The 17825-nt window shown below is 70.8% G+C and carries 17 protein-coding genes and 1 pseudogene; 6 read left to right on the top strand and 12 right to left on the bottom strand.

Going from position 1 to position 17825, the window contains the following annotated elements:
* Nucleotides 1–273 (top strand): annotated as a pseudogene (locus ABT063_RS42770) (MFS transporter); the annotation flags it as partial.
* A gap of 109 nt (nucleotides 274–382) precedes the next feature.
* On the opposite strand, the gene ABT063_RS42765 reads toward ABT063_RS42770, so the two are convergent.
* The 4 genes from ABT063_RS42765 to ABT063_RS42750 are packed head-to-tail and all read right to left on the bottom strand — an operon-like array spanning nucleotide 383 to nucleotide 2647.
* On the bottom strand, nucleotides 383–814 hold the full coding sequence (locus ABT063_RS42765; protein WP_351066359.1) for a DUF6262 family protein: 432 nt from the start codon (nucleotides 812–814) through the stop codon (nucleotides 383–385).
* On the bottom strand, nucleotides 811–1521 hold the full coding sequence (locus ABT063_RS42760; protein ID WP_351066358.1) for a hypothetical protein: 711 nt from the start codon (nucleotides 1519–1521) through the stop codon (nucleotides 811–813). The genes ABT063_RS42765 and ABT063_RS42760 overlap by 4 nt, the downstream gene beginning before the upstream one ends.
* Nucleotides 1518–1910, bottom strand: coding sequence for a tyrosine-type recombinase/integrase (locus ABT063_RS42755; protein WP_351066357.1), 393 nt, complete (start codon nucleotides 1908–1910; stop codon nucleotides 1518–1520). The genes ABT063_RS42760 and ABT063_RS42755 overlap by 4 nt, the downstream gene beginning before the upstream one ends.
* 5 nt (nucleotides 1911–1915) lie before the next feature.
* Nucleotides 1916–2647 (bottom strand): site-specific integrase, encoded by a 732-nt coding sequence (locus tag ABT063_RS42750; protein WP_351066356.1) that lies wholly within the window; start codon nucleotides 2645–2647, stop codon nucleotides 1916–1918.
* A gap of 1090 nt (nucleotides 2648–3737) precedes the next feature.
* On the opposite strand from ABT063_RS42750, the gene ABT063_RS42745 reads away from it, so the two are divergent.
* Nucleotides 3738–5222, top strand: a complete 1485-nt coding sequence (locus ABT063_RS42745) for an FUSC family protein (RefSeq protein ID WP_351066363.1) — start codon at nucleotides 3738–3740, stop codon at nucleotides 5220–5222.
* A 126-nt stretch (nucleotides 5223–5348) separates the two neighbouring features.
* Nucleotides 5349–6386 (top strand): lactonase family protein, encoded by a 1038-nt coding sequence (locus ABT063_RS42740; protein WP_351066355.1) that lies wholly within the window; start codon nucleotides 5349–5351, stop codon nucleotides 6384–6386.
* An 81-nt stretch (nucleotides 6387–6467) separates the two neighbouring features.
* On the opposite strand, the gene ABT063_RS42735 is transcribed toward ABT063_RS42740, so the two are convergent.
* The 4 genes from ABT063_RS42735 to ABT063_RS42720 form a co-directional block, all read right to left on the bottom strand.
* Complete coding sequence (locus ABT063_RS42735; RefSeq protein WP_351066354.1) at nucleotides 6468–7391, bottom strand: sirohydrochlorin chelatase; 924 nt, start codon at nucleotides 7389–7391, stop codon at nucleotides 6468–6470.
* Nucleotides 7392–7535: 144 nt separating this feature from the next.
* Complete coding sequence (locus ABT063_RS42730) at nucleotides 7536–8528, bottom strand: N-acetylglucosamine kinase (protein WP_351066353.1); 993 nt, start codon at nucleotides 8526–8528, stop codon at nucleotides 7536–7538.
* Entirely contained in the window at nucleotides 8525–9202 is a 678-nt protein-coding gene (locus ABT063_RS42725; protein ID WP_351066352.1) for a uracil-DNA glycosylase, read from the bottom strand. Before ABT063_RS42725 ends, ABT063_RS42730 begins: the two co-directional genes overlap by 4 nt.
* 94 nt (nucleotides 9203–9296) lie before the next feature.
* Nucleotides 9297–10382 (bottom strand): WD40/YVTN/BNR-like repeat-containing protein, encoded by a 1086-nt coding sequence (locus tag ABT063_RS42720; protein ID WP_351066351.1) that lies wholly within the window; start codon nucleotides 10380–10382, stop codon nucleotides 9297–9299.
* 273 nt (nucleotides 10383–10655) lie between these two features.
* Here ABT063_RS42720 and ABT063_RS42715 point away from each other — a divergent pair, with 273 nt between their 5' ends.
* On the top strand, nucleotides 10656–11240 hold the full coding sequence (locus tag ABT063_RS42715) for an Rv1733c family protein (protein WP_351066350.1): 585 nt from the start codon (nucleotides 10656–10658) through the stop codon (nucleotides 11238–11240).
* A gap of 199 nt (nucleotides 11241–11439) precedes the next feature.
* On the opposite strand, the gene ABT063_RS42710 is transcribed toward ABT063_RS42715, so the two are convergent.
* Nucleotides 11440–11937 carry a HEAT repeat domain-containing protein gene (locus ABT063_RS42710; protein ID WP_351066349.1) on the bottom strand — a complete coding sequence of 166 codons (498 nt, stop codon included), beginning with the start codon at nucleotides 11935–11937 and terminating at the stop codon, nucleotides 11440–11442.
* Between the two features lie 66 nt (nucleotides 11938–12003).
* On the bottom strand, nucleotides 12004–13656 hold the full coding sequence (locus ABT063_RS42705) for an acyl-CoA dehydrogenase family protein (protein WP_351066348.1): 1653 nt from the start codon (nucleotides 13654–13656) through the stop codon (nucleotides 12004–12006).
* A gap of 72 nt (nucleotides 13657–13728) precedes the next feature.
* Between ABT063_RS42705 and ABT063_RS42700 the strand changes: the two genes are divergently transcribed.
* Nucleotides 13729–14487 (top strand): PaaX family transcriptional regulator C-terminal domain-containing protein, encoded by a 759-nt coding sequence (locus ABT063_RS42700; RefSeq protein ID WP_351066347.1) that lies wholly within the window; start codon nucleotides 13729–13731, stop codon nucleotides 14485–14487.
* Between the two features lie 63 nt (nucleotides 14488–14550).
* Here the strand turns inward: ABT063_RS42700 and ABT063_RS42695 are convergent, their stop codons facing one another.
* Together ABT063_RS42695 and ABT063_RS42690 are read right to left on the bottom strand one after the other, a co-directional pair.
* Complete coding sequence (locus tag ABT063_RS42695) at nucleotides 14551–15345, bottom strand: pectate lyase (protein WP_351066346.1); 795 nt, start codon at nucleotides 15343–15345, stop codon at nucleotides 14551–14553.
* Nucleotides 15346–15372: 27 nt separating this feature from the next.
* Nucleotides 15373–16350: a pectate lyase family protein gene (locus tag ABT063_RS42690; RefSeq protein ID WP_351066345.1), complete on the bottom strand. Its 978-nt coding sequence runs from the start codon at nucleotides 16348–16350 to the stop codon at nucleotides 15373–15375.
* 377 nt (nucleotides 16351–16727) lie between these two features.
* Between ABT063_RS42690 and ABT063_RS42685 the strand changes: the two genes are divergently transcribed.
* On the top strand, nucleotides 16728–17810 hold the full coding sequence (locus ABT063_RS42685; protein WP_351066344.1) for a glycoside hydrolase family 62 protein: 1083 nt from the start codon (nucleotides 16728–16730) through the stop codon (nucleotides 17808–17810).
* The last annotated feature ends 15 nt before the right edge of the window (nucleotides 17811–17825 follow it).

Below are 17825 nucleotides of genomic sequence, written 5' to 3'. Positions count from 1 at the left end.
ACCAACAGCTATCTGATCGCCGTTATCCCGCCCACGCTGCGTTCCCGCGTGATGGGCGTGGTGCAGACCGCCAACTTCGGAGTGCGTCCGATCGGCGCGGTGCTGGCTGGCACCCTGGGCACCGTGCTCGGCCTGCGGCCCACCCTGTGGATCGGCACGGCGGGTGCCGTGCTGAGCGTGCTGTGGGTCGCCGCATCCGGATTGCCACGCGTCCGGGAGCTGCCCGACAACGCCGCGCAACACATGGAAGAGCATGAGAAAGCGGGGGTTTGACTACCGCACGGTGCCGGTCGGAACCCTTGAATCCGGGGCCAGGGGCCCTCGCCTGGTGCACCGCTTGCCCTTTACGCGCTCGACGGTGTTGACGAGCCCGTGACTCTGTTCAAATGCGCCATGAGCACTGGAGCGTGGCAATGTCGTCGTGGGCCTCCTCGCCGGCGGTGCGCCAGACCTGTTGGCCGAGCGACTTGGAGAGATTCTCCTCCAATTGGTTGACGCGTCTGTTCAGCCGGGCCGCCCGTTCCTGGGCGTTGATGAGGTCGGCGCGCAGAGAAGCCGCAGAAACCTTGGAGCCGGCTCCGGATGTCGTAGCCGGTGCCTGTTGTGCGGCGTGGACGATTTGAAGGAGGTCGCGGTGACGGTAGAGGAAGGTGCGGTCAACGCGGGCCTTGCGGGCGATCGATGAGGCGGTGATCTCTTCGCCGCGCTGCTGGGCTTGCTGGAGGGCTGCCAGCACGCGCTGGCGGCGGCGCTCGGAGTCGGCCTGGCGGCCGGCGGTCAGGGCCGCGTTCCGCGCGGGGACGGCGGGGGTCATCGGGGGCGCTCCGGTCGTAGTTCGGGCAGGGGCGGGCGCACGCGGGGCATGCCCAGCAGGGTCTGGCGGCTCTGGCGGACGGTGGCGCAGGCGTGCTCGATCTGTTCGCGTTCCTCGGTGGACAGGGAGGACAGGTCCTGTTTGACGCGGCCGGGCCCGCCCGGGCGGGTCAGTCCGAGCACCCGCATCCGTGTCAGTACCGCGCGCACCGCGCGGCAGGTCCGGTAGCGCATGTAGGCGGAGAGCTCCCCGCGGTCCTGCAGGAAGACCAGCCGGGCCAGGAAGTCCTCCAGGGCGAGCTTGCACCTGGTGCGCTGGTAGTGGTGCACGCGGCACAGCTTCACCGGGGCCGTCATCTGCGGAAGCCCGCAGCCCTCCACCGGGCACATCACCTGCTGAGTGTTCCGGGCATGCCGGGGCAGCACCCGGAAGGCGTCGAAGGCGAGGGTGCTCGCCTCGAAGCGGTTCTTGCATGAGTCGCACAACTGGAGCAGCCCCACGCCGTGCTTCCCGCAGTCGTTGACCCGGCACAGCGGCCGGCCCAGCAGCCGGTGCTCTGCGGGCAGGCGCAGCACCTGCTGGCCGGCATCCCATCCTGCCTCGTCCAGGAACGTCTTGCCGATCAAGGCCGCAACCCGGTCCGGCAACTCCGACGCGTCCTCCGGTACTACGTCCAAGGGCAGGGCGCGCAGCGCGGTCGCGGTCACCGTGAACCTTCCGCTTCCAGGCGGGGTGCCGGGACGCGTTCGACGGCTTCGCGCCGCCGGTGTTCGGAGGGGTGCTCGTAGGGAAGTGTCGACCGGGGCGAGGACTGGCCGAGCAGGGCTTGGAGTTCGTCCCTCGTGCCGCCCGCGTCCAGGACGTTCCCGCTGAAAGCATGCCGGAGCTGATGTGGCGTCACATGGCGGTCCAGGTCCGCCCGTACCCCGAGCGCGGTGACCAGTTCGTTGATCGCGCCGGGTTTCATCGGCTCACCCAGCGGCGCACGGAAGAGGTTCACGAGCACGAAGTCGCTCAGTGTGGCTTCGGGATGCCTCTCCCGCTCGAAGGCGTAGGCGTCGTAAGCCTGCACCACCAGGAAGTCCGCCGGGACCACACGGCTCAGTCGCGACTTGGACCACGCGCCGTTGACGTTCTGACGCCGCACGGCATGCGGAAGAGACCCCTCGACCCGGCATCCCAAGGTCCGGAGTCGACTGCGAAATGGACATCCTCCCGCCGTAGCCCGGCCACCTGGCCACGGCGCAGTCCCGCACGGGCCATCAGCAGGATGATCAGACGGTCCCGGCACGACAGACACGCCCGGAACAGCCCCAGCACTTCCTCATCGGTGGCCCGGTCCACCGCCCGCGCCTCGGACCGCACCCGGTGCGTGGCGCGCAGCTGCGACCGCACCGGCCCATCGCCACACACCTCCGGTGCCAGATCGGCGGATGCGGCCCCCTCGTACAGCGCCGGGATGACCGACGGCGGGACGGAGTGGGTCCGCGCGGCGTGGAGCAGGAAGCCGCGCACAGCGGTGAGAACGAGGTTGATCCGGCTGCCACCTCGTACCGGCTCCACGCCGGCGCCCGGAACAAGCAGCCCTCCGCCGCCACGTTCGGCGTCGTACGCCGCCAGTTCCCTCGGTGTGTGTCTCAGCCACAGGATGAACAACCCCAGATCGTCGGCGCAGGTCCGCCAGTCACGGCCGGTGCGCTCGCACCACCGCAGATAGTGGGCAATTGCGTGCGCGTACGTCTTGGTGGTCAGCTCCGCCTGATCCCTGGCCAGACGCAGATGACGAAGGTGACTGTCCACCTCCTCGACAACGTCGTAGTCCGCGTCCAGCACCGTCCAGTACCGCGCCCCCGAACAGGAGAAGAACCCCTAGGAAACCGGACGCAGCACCAAGTCCCGGTACAGCGCCACGAACGGCCCTTGGTGCAGCAACTCCCTCGCAGTCCGTAGCCAACCCACGCTGATCCTCCCGAAGCGGACCGCACCGGTCAGTCGCTGAAGCCACACCGGCCCGGGCGCGCCTCTTCCACTCTGACGGGAGGTGCCAGCCACGACGACCGTATGCCGTCTGGCTGTCGTGGTCGATCTCGGCTGTGGGTGTGGCCGGGAGTCCCATTCTTCAGTGGATCTTCTGCTGCTCAAGCCACTTAAGGACCTCGGTCTTCTTGTACAGAACCTTGGCGTTTCGACCTTTACCGTGCGAGCTCATTGGTATCCATGAGGACGGGCTCCACTCGGCGGGTCCTTCGAGGAGGGTTGGGCGAAGGCTGGATGCCATCAGGAGGGGTGTTCGGGGCGTCGAGCACCGGAGTCCTTTAGGCGGGTATCGGTCAACACAGCTGCCGCAGTGCGCTACTGCCACGTATCGCACACGGACGACACCTATGTTCCGAAGTATCCCCGGTTTCCATAACCGGGGATTCGCTGCCATATACGGTCGGTCCGCCAGCAGGTTTGGTGTCCATGGGCGGTCGGTTCACGGGCGCTGGACAGACTGGTTCGCTGTGAGCCGGAATCGGGTACGTCTCCGCGATCGTCGGGGAGTCGGCCGAGTGAGATGCGGCGGAGGTTGCCGTGAGATCGCAAATGGGCGTGGCGCGTGGCTGCCAGAGTCCGGTGGAGTAGGCCACGTGCGGCCCAGGGCCTGGGTAAAGTCTGATCCATTGGCCTCCCATCAGTCGACATCGAGGCTGATCAGCTGTGCCATTGGCACAGTGAATGGCGCGACAGTTGAGCCAGTGGGCCCGGAGGTGGTTATCTTTGGCCTATCCATGTACTTGCGGCGCCGCGTAGCGCCGGACGGCGACGAGGCCGGGTCCGGACCGCGGTGCCTTCGTCGTGCCTGCTTGTTGTCCGCCACCCGGGACGACCGCGGGCAGGACGCGTACCACCGCAAGGGGGGCGGCGCACCGCCGTGAAGAAGATGTTCGTGGCTCCGGACCCGGGGCGCTTGAGGCTGCGGAACGCGACCCGCGCTGTCGTCGGTGTCGCCGCCGCCGTCGCCGTTTCCGAACTGTGCGGGCTACCGCTCACCGCATCGATCACCGGAGGGCTCGCGGCACTGCTCGCTCTCTTCACGGTCACCGATGCGACCGTCCGTGACCAGCGGATCACCACTGCCCTGCTTCCCATGGCCGGATTCCCCGTGCTGGCGCTTGCCACCACACTGCACGGCATCACCCCGGCCCGTGACGCCGCGTTCCTGGCCATCGTCTTCTGTGGGGTCTATGCCCGCCGCTGGGGTCCGCGGGGCCACGCGCTCGGGATCTTCGCGTTCATGAACTTCTTCATCACGCAGTTCCTGCATGCGGTTCCCGCGCAGCTGCCCGAGCTGTACACCGCCGTGGGTCTTGCCCTCTTCGCGGCCGGCGCCACACGCTTCGTGTTCTGGCCCATCGAGCGTCATACCCCAGCCGCGCCAGTCCCGCCGGCCCTGCCCGGCATCGGATTGGCGCGGCCCACCACCCGGCAAGCCTTCCAGGCCACTGCTGCCTCGGCTCTCGCGCTTTTGGTCGGGCAGCTGCTCTCCGAAGACCGCTGGTACTGGGCCGTCGGTACTGCCTGGTGGATCTTCGTCAACACGGCTTCTCGCGGCGAAACCCTGGTCCGCGGTTTTCGCCGGGTTTTCGGAACTGTGATCGGTATCGCCGTCGGCCTGCTGGTCGCCATCCCGCTGCATGGCGCGCCCGCGCCGACGGCCGCCCTGGTTGCCGTCTGTGTCTTCGGCATCTTTTACACCGCCGCCGTCTCGTATTCCTGGATGATGCTGGCGGTGACGGTCATGGTCAGCTTGCTTTACGGCCTGCTGGGCGTGCTGGACCCCAGCCTGCTCGGGCTCCGTCTTGCAGAGACCGGCGTGGGCGCGCTGTGTGCCGCGCTGGCCGTGGCCCTCGTCCTGCCGGTCACCACGCACGCCACGAACGATGCCTGGATCCAGCGGGCACTGCGCTGCGTGCACGCTGCCACGGCGGAGGCGACCGCTCGCCTCGCTGGAGACCCGAAGGGCGACCCTGCCCCGCACGCCGCCGAACTGGAGCAACTGCTCGGCCGGGTACGGCTGTCCGTCGCCCCGCTGGTCCACCCCCTCAACCCGATGCTCGGCCGCAAGCGGCGGGCCCGCCGGGTGCTGGCCCTGCTCGACGACTGCGCCCGCGAGATCCGTGGCCTGGTCGCCGTCGCCGCCGACCCGGAGGCCTCGCACGACGCGCGGCTGGCCGCCGCGTGCTGGCGCGTCGAGACCGCGGTCGAGGCACTCACCGGCGGCACCCGCGAGGACGTCACCCCGCTCGCGCCCCAGCCGGCCGCGGCGGAACCCGCGTTGGCCCATCTGCACGGCCTGGAGCGCGCCCTCGCCGAACTGGCCACGCCGCTGCGGGCACCGTCGGGTTCACCGGTGGTGGGCGCCTGAGGAACGGTGCCTTCCGCCGCCTGCCGGCCTTCGCGTCGACCGGCGAACCCCGGCCTCTTGGTCTAGACCTCGTGTGATCGACTGCTACCGTCACCCCGAACGGCACAGCACGGAGAGGGGACTGCGGTGACAGACGGCGGCAGGCGGCGCGGGCGAGCCTTCATCGGATCCTTCACGGCGGCCGGAGGCCCCGGGATCGTGACGGCGGCCGTGGACCGGGACAGCGGCGCGCTGACCCTCCTGGGCAGCGTGAACAGCCTCCCCGACCCGTCCTACCTGGCGCTCTCGCCCGACGGGGCCACGCTGTACGCGGTCAGCGAGACGGCCGAGGGCACGGTGGCCGCCTACCGCGTGACCGGCGACAAGCCCGAACCGGCCGGCCCGCCGGTACCGGTCGACGGCAGCGGGCCCACCCACCTCTGCGTCCACGCGGGCCACGTCCTGACCGCCAACTACGGCTCCGGCAGCGTGACCGCCGTGCCCGTCCGCGCCGACGGCACCCTCGCCGACGCCCCGTCGGGCGTGCTCCGGCACACCGGCTCGGGCCCGTACACGCCCCGCCAGCAGGGCCCACACGCCCACCAGGTGCGGCCCGACCCGAGCGGACGCTGGGCCGTGAGCGTCGACCTCGGCACGGACTCGGTGCGGGTGTGCGCGCTGGCCGACGGAGCTCTCGTACCGCACCGCGAGATCACCATGCGGCCCGGCTCCGGACCGCGCCACCTGGCCTTCCATCCGGGCGGCCGGTACGCGTACGTGGTCAACGAACTCGCGCCCACCGTCACCGTCTGCCGCTGGGACCCCGCAGACGGCACATTGCAGCCGCTGGCCGAGACACCGGTGCTGCCCGGCGCGCCGGACGGCGACGCCTACCCGTCGGGCATCGCCGCCGCGCCCGACGGCCGCTTCGTGTGGACCGCCACGCGCGGCGAGGACGTCCTGTCCACGTTCGTCGTCGAGGAGGAGGGCGGCCTGCGGCTGCTCGGCACGGTGCCCTGCGGCGGCCACTGGCCACGGGCGATCACCGCGTCGGACGGATTCCTGTACGTCGCGAACGAGCGCTCCGGAGACGTGTCCTGGTTCGCCGTCGACCCGGACACGGGGCTGCCGCGGTACGGCGGCTCGGTCGAGGTGCCGGCGGCTTCCTGCGTGGTTCTGGACTGACACCTCGGCGCACATGGCGAAGGGCCCGCTTCCGTGGGGAGCGGGCCCTTTCGCCGTACGAACGTGAACGCGCGGTGCGCGTCAGCGGACCGGCGTGCCCTGCGCCTGCTGCGGGGCGATGCCCAGCGCGGTCGTGTACTTGGCCAGCGCGAGCTTGCCGATGGCCGGGTAGGGGCCGAGCGCCTCCGCGGCGGGGCAGTCCGCCTCCTTGGCCGCCTCCGTGATCAGCGCCGGGTCGATCTCCGGCCCTATCAGGTACGGCGCCAGCGCCAGCTGCTGCGAGCCCGAGGACCGCAGCTGCTCGGCGACGGACGCGATCGAGCCCTCCTGGTCCAGGGCCGCCGCCATCACCGGCACGGCCAGACGTGCGGCGAGCAGCATGCCGGTGATCCCGGCCGCCTGCACGGCCTCCTCGCCGCCCACGGAGGCCAGGATGATGCCGTCCGCGGCGGTCGCCACGGTGAACAGGCGGGCGCGGTCGGCGCGGGCCAGACCGGCCTCCGACAGACGCACGTGCAGCGCCTCGGCGAGCAGCGGGTGGGGGCCCAGCACGTCGGTCAGCTCGGCCGCGACGCGGCTGTCCATCACGGCCTGGCGGATGCGGCGCAGCAGCGCGCTGTCCGGGCCGGCGAGCAGCGGTACGACGACCGCCACCGGGCCGTCGGGCTCCCTGACGTCCATACCGGCGGCCCTGGCCTGCTCATAGCGCGCGGTGCGCTCCTCGGCGGCGCGCGCGAGCACGGCCTGCAGCGCGGGGAACTCCGCGTCGCCCCCGTCCAGGTACCCGATCCGGGCGTCGAGGCCGGGGAGCTCGGAGCGGGCGATGCTCACGACCTCATCGGCGAGACTGCGCGTGGCGGTGCCCGGAGTGCCCGGCACCGCGAGGACGAGCGCGGGCGCACCCTCGGGAGCCGCCAGGGGCTCCGGACGGCGGTGCCGTCCGGGCTGACGGGGTCGCGGCATTCGTACTGGCAGGCCGGACGCGGGCCCAGTGGGGGAGCTCATGGCGTCGCATGTTACTGGCTTCTTGGGCTCCCCTGTTCGGGGAGGGTGCAGGTGAGCGGTATCCGTCCGGTTTTGTCTGATGAGTTACCTACGGATGAGTTACGAAGGGATCTGAAGTGATCAGCGGGTTTCCCGACGGCGGGATCAATCACCCTGCGGGGTCACCACGCACAGCATCCTCTCGTCACCCGGAAGGGTGAACGAACCGGCCGCCAGGTCGGTGGCGATGCGGACCGAGCCGTGCAACGGGTCCCCCTCGGCCGGCACCCGCCGGGCATGCGGCAGCCGCCTCGCCAGCTCCTCCTCCAGCGGTACGAGGAGAGGGTCGCCCATCTTGAACAGGCCGCCGGTGAGGGCGAGGCGGGGCTCGCCGTCGGGCGGGCAGACGGCGGCCGCGGAGTCGGCCATGTGCCGGGCCGCCGCACGCAGGATGCCCGCGGCGACGGGGTCGGCGTCGGCGGCGCACGCGGACACCCGACGTGCGAAGGATGCGAGGACGGCGGGTCGGTCGGGGCGCGGATAGACCTTGCCGGGCAGTTGCGGCATCGGGCCGAACAGCTCCTCGGCGCACGCCAGCAGCCGGGCGGAGCCGCCCTCCCGCCCGTCATGGGCGCGCAGCGCCGCCTCCAGCCCGGCTCGGCCGATCCAGGCACCGCCGCCGCAGTCGCCGAGCAGGTGCCCCCAGCCGTCCGCGCGGCGCCAGTGCTTCAGGTCGGTGCCGATCGCGATCAGACCGGTACCGGCGGCGACGACCGCACCCGGCCGTGGGCCGAGGGCGCCGGTGTAGGCGGTGACGGCGTCGGCGACGAGGGCGACCGTACGCACCCCGAATTCCCGTGCCAGGGCGGCCGGGAGCTCGGCACGCAGCGCGTCGCCCAGGGTGGCGAGCCCGGCGGCGCCGATCACGGCCGTACCCAGCCCGCCGACACCCGTCTCGGCGACCAACGCGCGGACCAAGGGAGCCAGTCGCTCCAGGAAGTGCCCCGGATCGATGCCGCGGTCACCGGTGCGCACCGGCTCCCGGGACTCCCGCTGGGCCGACGGGCCGGATCCGGCGGGCCCGGCGGCGCCCACAACGATGCGGAGGCCGGAACCGCCGGAGTCGACGGCGAGGAACCCGTCCCCCGCACCGGTCACGGCAGACGCCAGTCCACCGGCTGTCCGCCCTGCCTGACCAGCAGGTCGTTGGCCCGGCTGAAGGGACGGGAACCGAAGAAGCCGCGGTCGGCCGACATCGGGGAGGGATGCGCGGACTCCACCGACGGCAGGTCGCCCAGGAGCGGGCGGAGGTTGCGGGCGTCGCGGCCCCACAGGATCGACACCAGCGGCTTGCCGCGCCCCGCCAGGGCACGTATCGCCTGCTCGGTGACCTCCTCCCAGCCCTTCCCGCGGTGCGCCCCCGGACTGCGCGGTGCCGTGGTGAGCGCCCTGTTGAGCAGCAGCACGCCCTGCCGGGTCCACGGCGTCAGATCACCGTTGGACGGCTGCGACAGCCCCAGGTCGGTGTTGAGCTCGCGGAAGATGTTGATCAGGCTGCCCGGCAGCGGACGTACGTCGGGCGCGACCGAGAACGACAGGCCCACCGCGTGCCCCGGCGTCGGGTACGGGTCCTGTCCGACGATCAGAACCCGTACCTCGTCGAAGGGTTGCTGGAAGGCCCGCAGGACATTCGGTCCGGCCGGGAGATAGGTGCGTCCCGCGGCGATCTCCGCGCGCAGGAAGTCGCCCATCTCGGCGATTCGCCCGGCGACGGGTTCCAGGGCCTTCGCCCAGCCCGGTTCGACGATTTCATGCAAGGGTCGTGGAGCCACGGGCGTCACCCTACTGCCGTACGGGCGGCGGAGATCAACCGGTGGCCAAGGCCGGCCCTCAACTCCCTCCTGGGCGATCGAACCCCCCTCCGGGTCATCCGACCATCGCGGCCCGCACACACAGCACGTCCGGCAGATGCGACGCCAACTGCCGCCAGCTGTCGCCGTCGTCGGCCGAAGCGAACACCTCACCGTTGCGGTTGCCGAAGTACACGCCCGCCGGGTCCGCGTCGTCCGTGCACATCGCGTCCCGCAGCACCGTGCCGTAGTGGTCCTCCTGCGGCAGGCCCGCTGTGAGCGGCTCCCAGGTCTTGCCCGCGTCCGCCGTGCGGAACACCCGACAGCGCCGGTCGGCGGGGACCCGGTCCGCGTCGGCGTTGATCGGGAACACGTACGCCGTGTCGCCCCGGTGGGGGTGGGCGGCCGCCGCGAAGCCGAACGTGGAGGGCAGGCCCTCGCCGATGTCCGTCCAGTGCGCGCCGGCGTCGTCGCTGCGGTACACCCCCCAGTGGTTCTGCAGGTACAGCCGGTCCGGCGTCGCCGCGTCCTGGGCGATCTTGTGCACGCACTGGCCGAACTCCGGGTTCGGATCCGGCAGGAACACCGCGGAGACACCGGAGTTGGACGGCTCCCAGCTCGCGCCGCCGTCCTTCGTGCGGAACACCCCGGCCGTCGACACCGCCACCGTCACCGCGCGCGGGTCCCGCTTGTCGGTGATCACGGTGTGCAGGCCCTCACCGCCACCGCCCGGCACCCACTGCGACCGCGTGGGGTGCTCCCACAGGGGCCGCACGAGCTCGAATCTCTCGCCTCGGTCCTCGGAGCGGTACAGCGCGGCCGGTTCGGTGCCCGCGTACACCACGTCCGGCTCCGCGGCCGCCGGGTGCAGCTGCCAGACCCGCTCCAGCGACGCCTCCGTGTCCTTGGGGAACTTGACGGCGGGCTGTGCCGGTTCGGTCCACGTCCGGCCCAGGTCGTCGGAGTGGAACACCGACGGACCCCAGTGCGAGCTGTCACCGCCGGCCAGCAGCCGTGGGCGGTCGCCCCGGGTGTCGATGGCGACCGAGTACACGGCCTGCGCGTTGAAGTAGGGGCTCTCGTCGAACTCCCAGGCGCTGCCCCTCCTGCGCCCGATGAACAGGCCCTTGCGTGTACCCACGGCGAGCAGTACTTCGGTCATGCCGATCACCTCCGCGACGTCTTCGTCTCAGACACCGGCCAGTCTGCACCCCACCACTGACACTCACCCCCGGGAAGAGCTTCGCCGCAGGTCAGAGCGGCGATGGCAGTCGGCCGAGGGGAATGGCGGGCCGCTTTCGGGAAGGTACCCCCGCACGGGCGAGGACGTTATGGGAGCGCCCGAGCCGGAAACCCGTCGTGAGCATCCAGGACCCGTCCGACGTATGGGAAGGCGGTCCGGCATGTCCGTGTGCTCGTGAGGAGGATGCCTTCGATGGCGTTCCGTGGTCGGAAGGTGTGGCTGTGGCGCTGGCGGCGCAATCCGCTCAAGCGTCGGGCCGACTGGGTGGAGGGCTGGGTCGTACTCGGCGCCTGGGTGTTCACCGTCCTCGCCGGAGTGCTCGCCGGTCTGGCGGTCGCCCGGTCCGTCGAGCACGACCTGGCCCGCGAGCGCGCCGAGTGGCGACCGGTCGTGGCGCACCTCACCGAGCCCGCCCCTGGAACGGCCACCACGCACTCCGGTAGGTCCAGCGGCGACCGGGTGTGGGCCGAGGTGCGCTGGACCGTGGCGGACGGTTCCGCACACACGGGCCAGGCCCGGGTCCGGCCGGGCAGCGACCTCGGGGCTCCGGTCACGGTGTGGACGGACCGGGAGGGCCGACTGGTGACGAAGCCCGCCACCGTGACCCAGGCCAGGGTGCGGGCCGCCATGATCGGCAGCCTGATCGGGGTGACCGCGGGGGCCGTGCCCTTCGTCGGCGGCCGTGCGCTGCGCGGGCGCCTGGAGCACCGCCGCCTGGAACAGTGGGATGCCGAGTGGGCGCGGTTCGGTCCGCTGTGGAGGCGCACGGCGGGCTGAGCGTGAGCTGAACGGCGGGAGGCCCGGCGACGAGGACGGCGTCGGCCGTATGTTCTGCATGCCCATGACGGCAAACAGTGACAGCATGCCGACACGCACGGCAGAGCCGTCCCCGCCGTACTACTCGCCCGTCAGAATCTTCCGGCACGCCCGCAGCACTGCCCGTCCTTCAGGATGTCGTGACCGCTGTATCGCCCGGTCAGTGCCAAGTGGCGCCGCCGTGCGGACAGTTCCGTCTCCAGCAGGTCCCGCAGGGGTGCCGCGCCGGTCCCATGTCGACCAGGCACCCGGCGACCGCGCCGCGCGTGTGCGGGTTCTCCGTCCACGCCGCGCGCAGCACCGGAACGACGGATTCTGTACCCCCGTCGCCCCCGTCCATCCGCCACAGGGCGCATGCCGCCGTCACCCGCTCCCACACCCACCCGGCCTCCGCCGTGCGACGCAGCCCGGACGGCGCGGGAGCGGCCGCCGGACCCAACCGCGACAGCGCCTCCGCGGCCGACCGGCGACGATGGGCCTCCTCGGCCGCCAACTCCCGCAGCAGAACAGGAAGGACGACGGACACGTCCCCCTCCACCTGCCACAGGGCACGCGCCGCCGCGCTCGCGCACTCGGTGTCCAGCAGATCCCGCAGCACCGGTATCGCCTCCCGCGCGGCGGACCCGAACGTGCCCAGTGCCCGCAGCACGGGTCCCACGTGCGCGTCACCGGGCTGGAGGCCGACAGGTGTCCCATGCCGAAGGAGGCCCCCGCGCGTGGCGAATCAGCTCCCCTCGGGCAACGCACGCGCCAGGATCGCGTCCAGGCCGGCGCCGTCGGGAAGCGTGCCGAAGGCGTGCCCCCAGTCGCCCCCGAGCCGACTCGCGCAGAAGGCGTCGGCGACGGCGGGCGGAGCGTGCCGGACCAGAAGCGAGGCCTGCAACGTCAGGGCCATCAGCTCCACCAGCCGCCGCGCACCGATCTCGGACGTCTGGGCCAACTGCCCCTTGAGGCGCGCCACCGCGGCATCCAGACGGGCGTCCGCGCCCCGCGCGGAAGCCAGTTCGCCGAAGAGGGCCTGAGCGGCACCGGACTCACGCCGCAATGCCCGCAGCACATCGAGCGCGTTGACGTTCCCCGACCCCTCCCAGATCGACAGCAGGGGAGCCTCGCGGTAGTGCCGGGGCATGCCCGACTCCTCGACATAGCCGTTGCCGCCGAGACACTCCAGGGCCTCGGCGGTGAACGCCGGACCCCGCTTGGTGACCCAGTACTTGCCCACGGCGGTCGCGATCCGGCGGAACGCCGCCTCGGCGTCGTGTTCGCCGTCTCCGCGCACCCCACGGTCGGCCGCGCCGGCCAGCCGCAGGGTGAGCGTCGTCGCGGCCTCGGACTCCAGCGCCAGATCGGCCAGCACGTTGCGCATCAGCGGCTGGTCCAGCAGCCGCGCCCCGAACGCGCTGCGGTGGCGTACGTGGTGCCCCGCCTCGACGAGCGTCTTGCGCATCAGGGTGGCCGACATCATCACGCAGTCCAGCCGGGTGCAGTTGACCATCTCGATGATCGTCTTGACGCCCTGCCCCTCGGGGCCGACCAGCCAGGCGACCGTTCCGTCGAACTCGGGCTCGGAGGAGGCGTTGGACCGGTTGCCCAGCTTGTCCTTCAGTCGCTGGATGCGGAAGGTGTTGCGGCTGCCGTCGGGCAGTACACGCGGCACCAGGAAACAGGACAGGCCGCCCGGAGCCTGCGCCAGCACGAGGAACACGTCGCACATCGGCGCCGAGGTGAACCACTTGTGCCCGCGCAGCGTGTACACGCCGGACTCGGCGGTGGGCGTGGCCGTCGTGGTGTTGGTCCGGACGTCGGAGCCGCCCTGCTTCTCCGTCATCCCCATGCCCGCCAGCAGGCCGCGCTTCTCGGTCGGTACCTTGAGGCCCGGTTCGTACAGGCGGCTGGTCAGCAGGGGTTCGTAGATCTTGGCGAGGTCCGGTTGCCTGCGCAGCGCGGGGATCGCCGCGTACGTCATCGACGTCGGACAGCCGTGGCCGGCATCGGTGTGCCCCCACACCAGCCCACCCGCGGTACGGGCGACATGGGCGCCCACCCGGTCCTCCGCCCAGGGCGCCCCGGCCAGACCCTCGGCGACCGCGACCCGCATCAGGTGGTGCCAGCTCGGGTGGAACTCGACCTCGTCCACACGGTTGCCGTACCGGTCGTGCGTGCGCAGCTCGGGTTCGTGGCGGTTGGCCAGATCGCCCCACTCCTGTGCCTCGGCGCTGCCGGCCCTGAGCCCGAGCCGCCGGATGCCCTCCTCGGCCCACCCGGCACCCTCGCGGCGCAGCCCTTCGAGCAGGGCCGTGTCCGCGGACGCGTCGTACGGGGCCAGGGGAGGGGGCTGGTTCGTGACGGCGTGGGTGGCGGATCCCTCGTATTCCATGCACCCAGTGTTGCACTATCTCTGCGGTCGCAGCAATCATGCAACATGAGTCGTCCCGTACAGTACGGCCCCATGCGGATCAACGTGTCGGCGCGGCCCGCCGAGCTGGAGCTGCGTCCGCTGTCCGCGCGGTCGGTCGTGCTGAGCCTGCTGCTGGGTGTGCATCCCCCGGAGCTGACGGCGAAGGATCTGGTGCGGGCCGTGGAGCCCTTCGAGGTCGGCGGCTCCACCCTGCGGGCGGCGCTCAGCCGGATGACGGCCGCGGGGGACCTGCGGCGCACCGACACCGGTTACCGGCTGAGCGACCGGTTGCTGGAGCGCCAGCGCCGCCAGGACGACGCCGTCGAGCCGCACGCGCGCGCGTGGGACGGCGACTGGGAGATGGTCGTGATCACCGCGACGGGCCGCGGCCCCGCCGAGCGCGCCGACCTGCGGGCGCGACTGGCCGGCCGCAGACTCGCCGAACTCCGCGAGGGCGTCTGGCTCCGGCCCGCCAACCTGCGCCGGCCGCTGCCCGAGGACCTCGACCGGGTGGCCCGGCACTTCACGGCCCGGCCCGACACGCCCGCCCGCGAACTGGCGGCGAGCCTGTGGCCGCTCGACACCTGGGCGGCCACCGCCCGGGCACTGCTCGCTCACGTCGCCCGCACGGACCGGCCCGCCGGCCGTCTCACCGCCTTCGCGGCCGTCGTACGCCACCTGCTCGCCGACCCCGTCCTGCCGCCCGAACTCCTCCCCGCCGACTGGCCGGGGACAGACCTGCGCGCCGCGTATGCGGACTACCGGCGGGAGATCACCGCGGCGGAGTGGGCGCGCGGACACCGGACATGACGGGGCGGCCGTACGAAGCGCCGTGCGGGGACGCTTCGTACGGCCGCCTTCACCGTGGGGGGATTACCTGTAGGTGATGTCCGAGGTGCTGTACTTGCAGTTCGTGCTGTCGGGGCCCGTCCCGACGGCGGTGTTGTTGTTGTACTTCTGGCAGGGGATGACCTTGCGGCCGGCGTCGTTGAGGATCGTGATGCCCCGCAGCGTCGCCACGTCGTTGCGGTTGACGTTGATGCCGACGAGCCGCGCGGTGGAGCCCGTTCCGGTCACCTCGATGTTGCTGAGGTTCACCTTGCGCGTGTACTGCGTGGAGCAGTCGCCGCAGGAGCGGTACAACGTCTTGAACTCGCTGACGGCGAAGTTGGAGATGTTCACGGTGCCGGGCCCGTTGTGCTGGAAGACCTTGTCGGCGGCCTTCTTGGCGCCACCGCCGATCACGTTGTAGGTGGAGCCGCCACGGAAGGTCGCGGCGTCCTCGCCGACGTCCTCCCACCACACGTTCTGCAGGGTGCAGTTGCCCTCGCAGTGGATGCCGTCGGCGCCGGGCGCGCCGATGATGACGTTCTTCAGCGTCGCGCCGGCCGCGAGCTTGAAGATCGGGTCCTGGCCCTCCTCCTGGCCGTCACCGGCCAGGTCCCCGGTGCCGTAGTACTTCTTCATCCCGTAGTCCTTGGTGCCGGACACGGAGATGGTGGAGGAGGTCCCCTGGCTGCCGTTGGGCGTCGGCCACGTGGCGGCACTCGCCGGCGTGAGGACGCCGGATGTCATGATCATGCCAACTGTTAAACCGAGCGAGGTGAGCCCGCCGATGACCTTTTGCCGCCCGGAAATCCGGCGGCGGTGCTGCGTCTGTGAAGTCATGTCCCGTTTCCTTCTCCTGGTGGGGGGTCAGAGCTTCCCGGCGCCCGCGCCCGACGTCACCGAGGCGGCGACACTGGAGGCTGGCTCTGCCGTGTAGCTGTAGGGGGGATTGGTGAACGTGCCGACCCGCGAGACCTCGGTCGCGGCTCCACCGAGGTCGTTGCCGCGCAGGTTGGCGTATCCGTCGATGTCACTGCTGCGGTTCGTGGTGACCGCGACCTTCGTCGAACGGAAGACGTTGTTCTCGACGAGCATCTGTGCGCCCATGCGGGAGTGCACGGCCGTCTCGGCGCCGACGACGTAGTTGTCGTAGAAGTGCCCGGTGCCGAAGCGCAGGCTGGGGATGCGCGAGTAGACGTTGCTGAAGTGATTGTGGTGGTACGTCACCTTCAGGTGCCCGGTGTCCTCGCTCGCGTTGTTGTCGCTGTGGCCGACGAGCGAGCCCTTGAAGTGGTCCTTGAAGGTGTTCCAGGACACCGTGACGTTGTCGGAGCCGTGGTTGATGTCCAGCAGGCCGTCGTAGTAGTCCTTGTCGTGCTGGCGGTCGGCCGAGAAGGAGTTGTGGTCGATCCACACCTTCGTGGACCGCTCGACGGTGACGCCGTCGGCGGGCGCGACCGGCTTGCTGATGTTCAGGTTGCGGATGACCACGTTCGTCACCCTCTTCAGCCGCAGCCCGCCCCCGGTGAACCCGGACGACGAACCGACGCCCAGGACCGTGGTGTTGGAGCCGATGTCGACCTGACCGCTCAGCGAGATCAGGCCGTTGACCTTGACGACCTTGGCCGCGTTGCCGGTCACGGCCGTCTTGAAGGCGGCCAGCGTCGAGACGGTGACCGCCGAGGCGCTGCCGCCGCCGGTCGTCCCGGCGCCGAACCCGATCGGCGAGGTCTCGGCCGCCCCGGCCGGCTGGGGAAGGGCCAGGACGACCACCGTCGCCAGAGCGGCCGCACCGGCTACCAGTGCGGATCTTTGCGCATGTGTGCGTGGGGGACGAGTAGGCATGCGGGTGCGTCCCTTCAGGGTGCCTGGTGGGTCATGTATGTGAATGTTGTACGCCATGCTGATCACCGCGCGTGCGGGTGACCAAATCGGAGGCTCCGCCGCAGTCCAGGGGAGTGCAGTTCCCTTGGCCTCTCGGGCTCCAGTGGTCGTCGTCGCCATCCAGAAGATGACGGTGACGGGTCACACTGCTGAACGGAACGTAGGGGGCAAGCGCTTTCTAGTCAACGCCTCGCGCAGAACACATTCGGCCAGCCCTGGTGAGTGGCACGGCGAATCCTTTCGAACCGTGGGAGCGCTTCCACGTCAGCCATGTCCATGCCACGATGCTCGGCGGATGCTTCCCTTCCGAGAGGGGCGAGTCGATGATGACTCCAAGGATGCGTACGTTCATCAGCGGGCTTGTCCTGGCGTTACTCGCCGTGGGCCTGATGGCCCTGCCGTCCGGACCGGCGGCCGCCGAAGGGGCCCCGCCCGGCCGGGCGGCCCCGCTGCCCGGCTCCTTCAGCTGGTCCTCGACCGGGCCGCTGATCAGCCCCAAGCCGGACGCCGGACACCCGATCGTCTCCGTGAAGGACCCGACGGTGTTCCGGTACAAGGACCGCTGGCACGTCTACGCCACGACTGCCAACACCGCGGGTGCGTGGAGCCTGGCGCACACCAGCTTCACGGACTGGTCGCAGGCGTCCGCCGCACCGCAGACCTTCCTGGACAGCAACCCCAACATCGGCAACCGGTACGCGGCCGCGCCCCAGGTGTTCTATTTCGCACCCCAGAAGCTGTGGTACATGGTCTACCAGACCGGTCCGCCGTCCTACTCCACCACCACCGACCCCAGCAGGCCGGGCAGTTGGAGCGCGCCGAAGTACTTCTTCGACAGTGAGCCCCCGATCGTCACGGAGAACAAGGGGTCCGGCAGCTGGTTGGACTTCTGGACGATCTGCGACAAGACCGACTGCTACCTGTTCTTCTCCGACGGCAACGGTCACGAGTACCGCTCCCGGACCACGCTCGCCGAGTTCCCGAACGGCTTCCGCGACACCGCGATCGTGCTGTCCGAACCCAATCGCTTCGACCTGTTCGAGGGGAGCAACGTCTACCGCCTCGGCGACAGCGGCAAGTACCTGATGCTCGTCGAGGCGCTGGCCACCAAGTCCGACTGGCGGCGCTACTTCCGGGCCTGGACGGCCGACAGTCTGGGCGGCACCTGGGCGCCGTTGGCGGACACCGAGGCGAACGCCTTCATCCGCTCCAACAACGTGACCTTCGCGGCCGGGCAGCCCGCCTGGACCACGGACTTCAGTCACGGCGAGATGATCCGCGACGGTGTCGACCAGGCCCTCACGATCAACCCCTGTCGGCTGCGGTTCCTCTACCAGGGAATGGACCCGTCCGCGAGCGGCGACTACTCGCAACTCCCCTGGATGCTGGGTCTGGTGACCCAGACGAACTCCTCCTGCTGAACGAACACCTCTGAA

Source organism: Streptomyces sp. NPDC002838, from assembly GCF_040295365.1.
Classification (GTDB): domain Bacteria; phylum Actinomycetota; class Actinomycetes; order Streptomycetales; family Streptomycetaceae; genus Streptomyces.
Note: the sequence above shows the minus strand (reverse complement) of the source record. Positions and strands in the feature narration are given on the sequence as shown.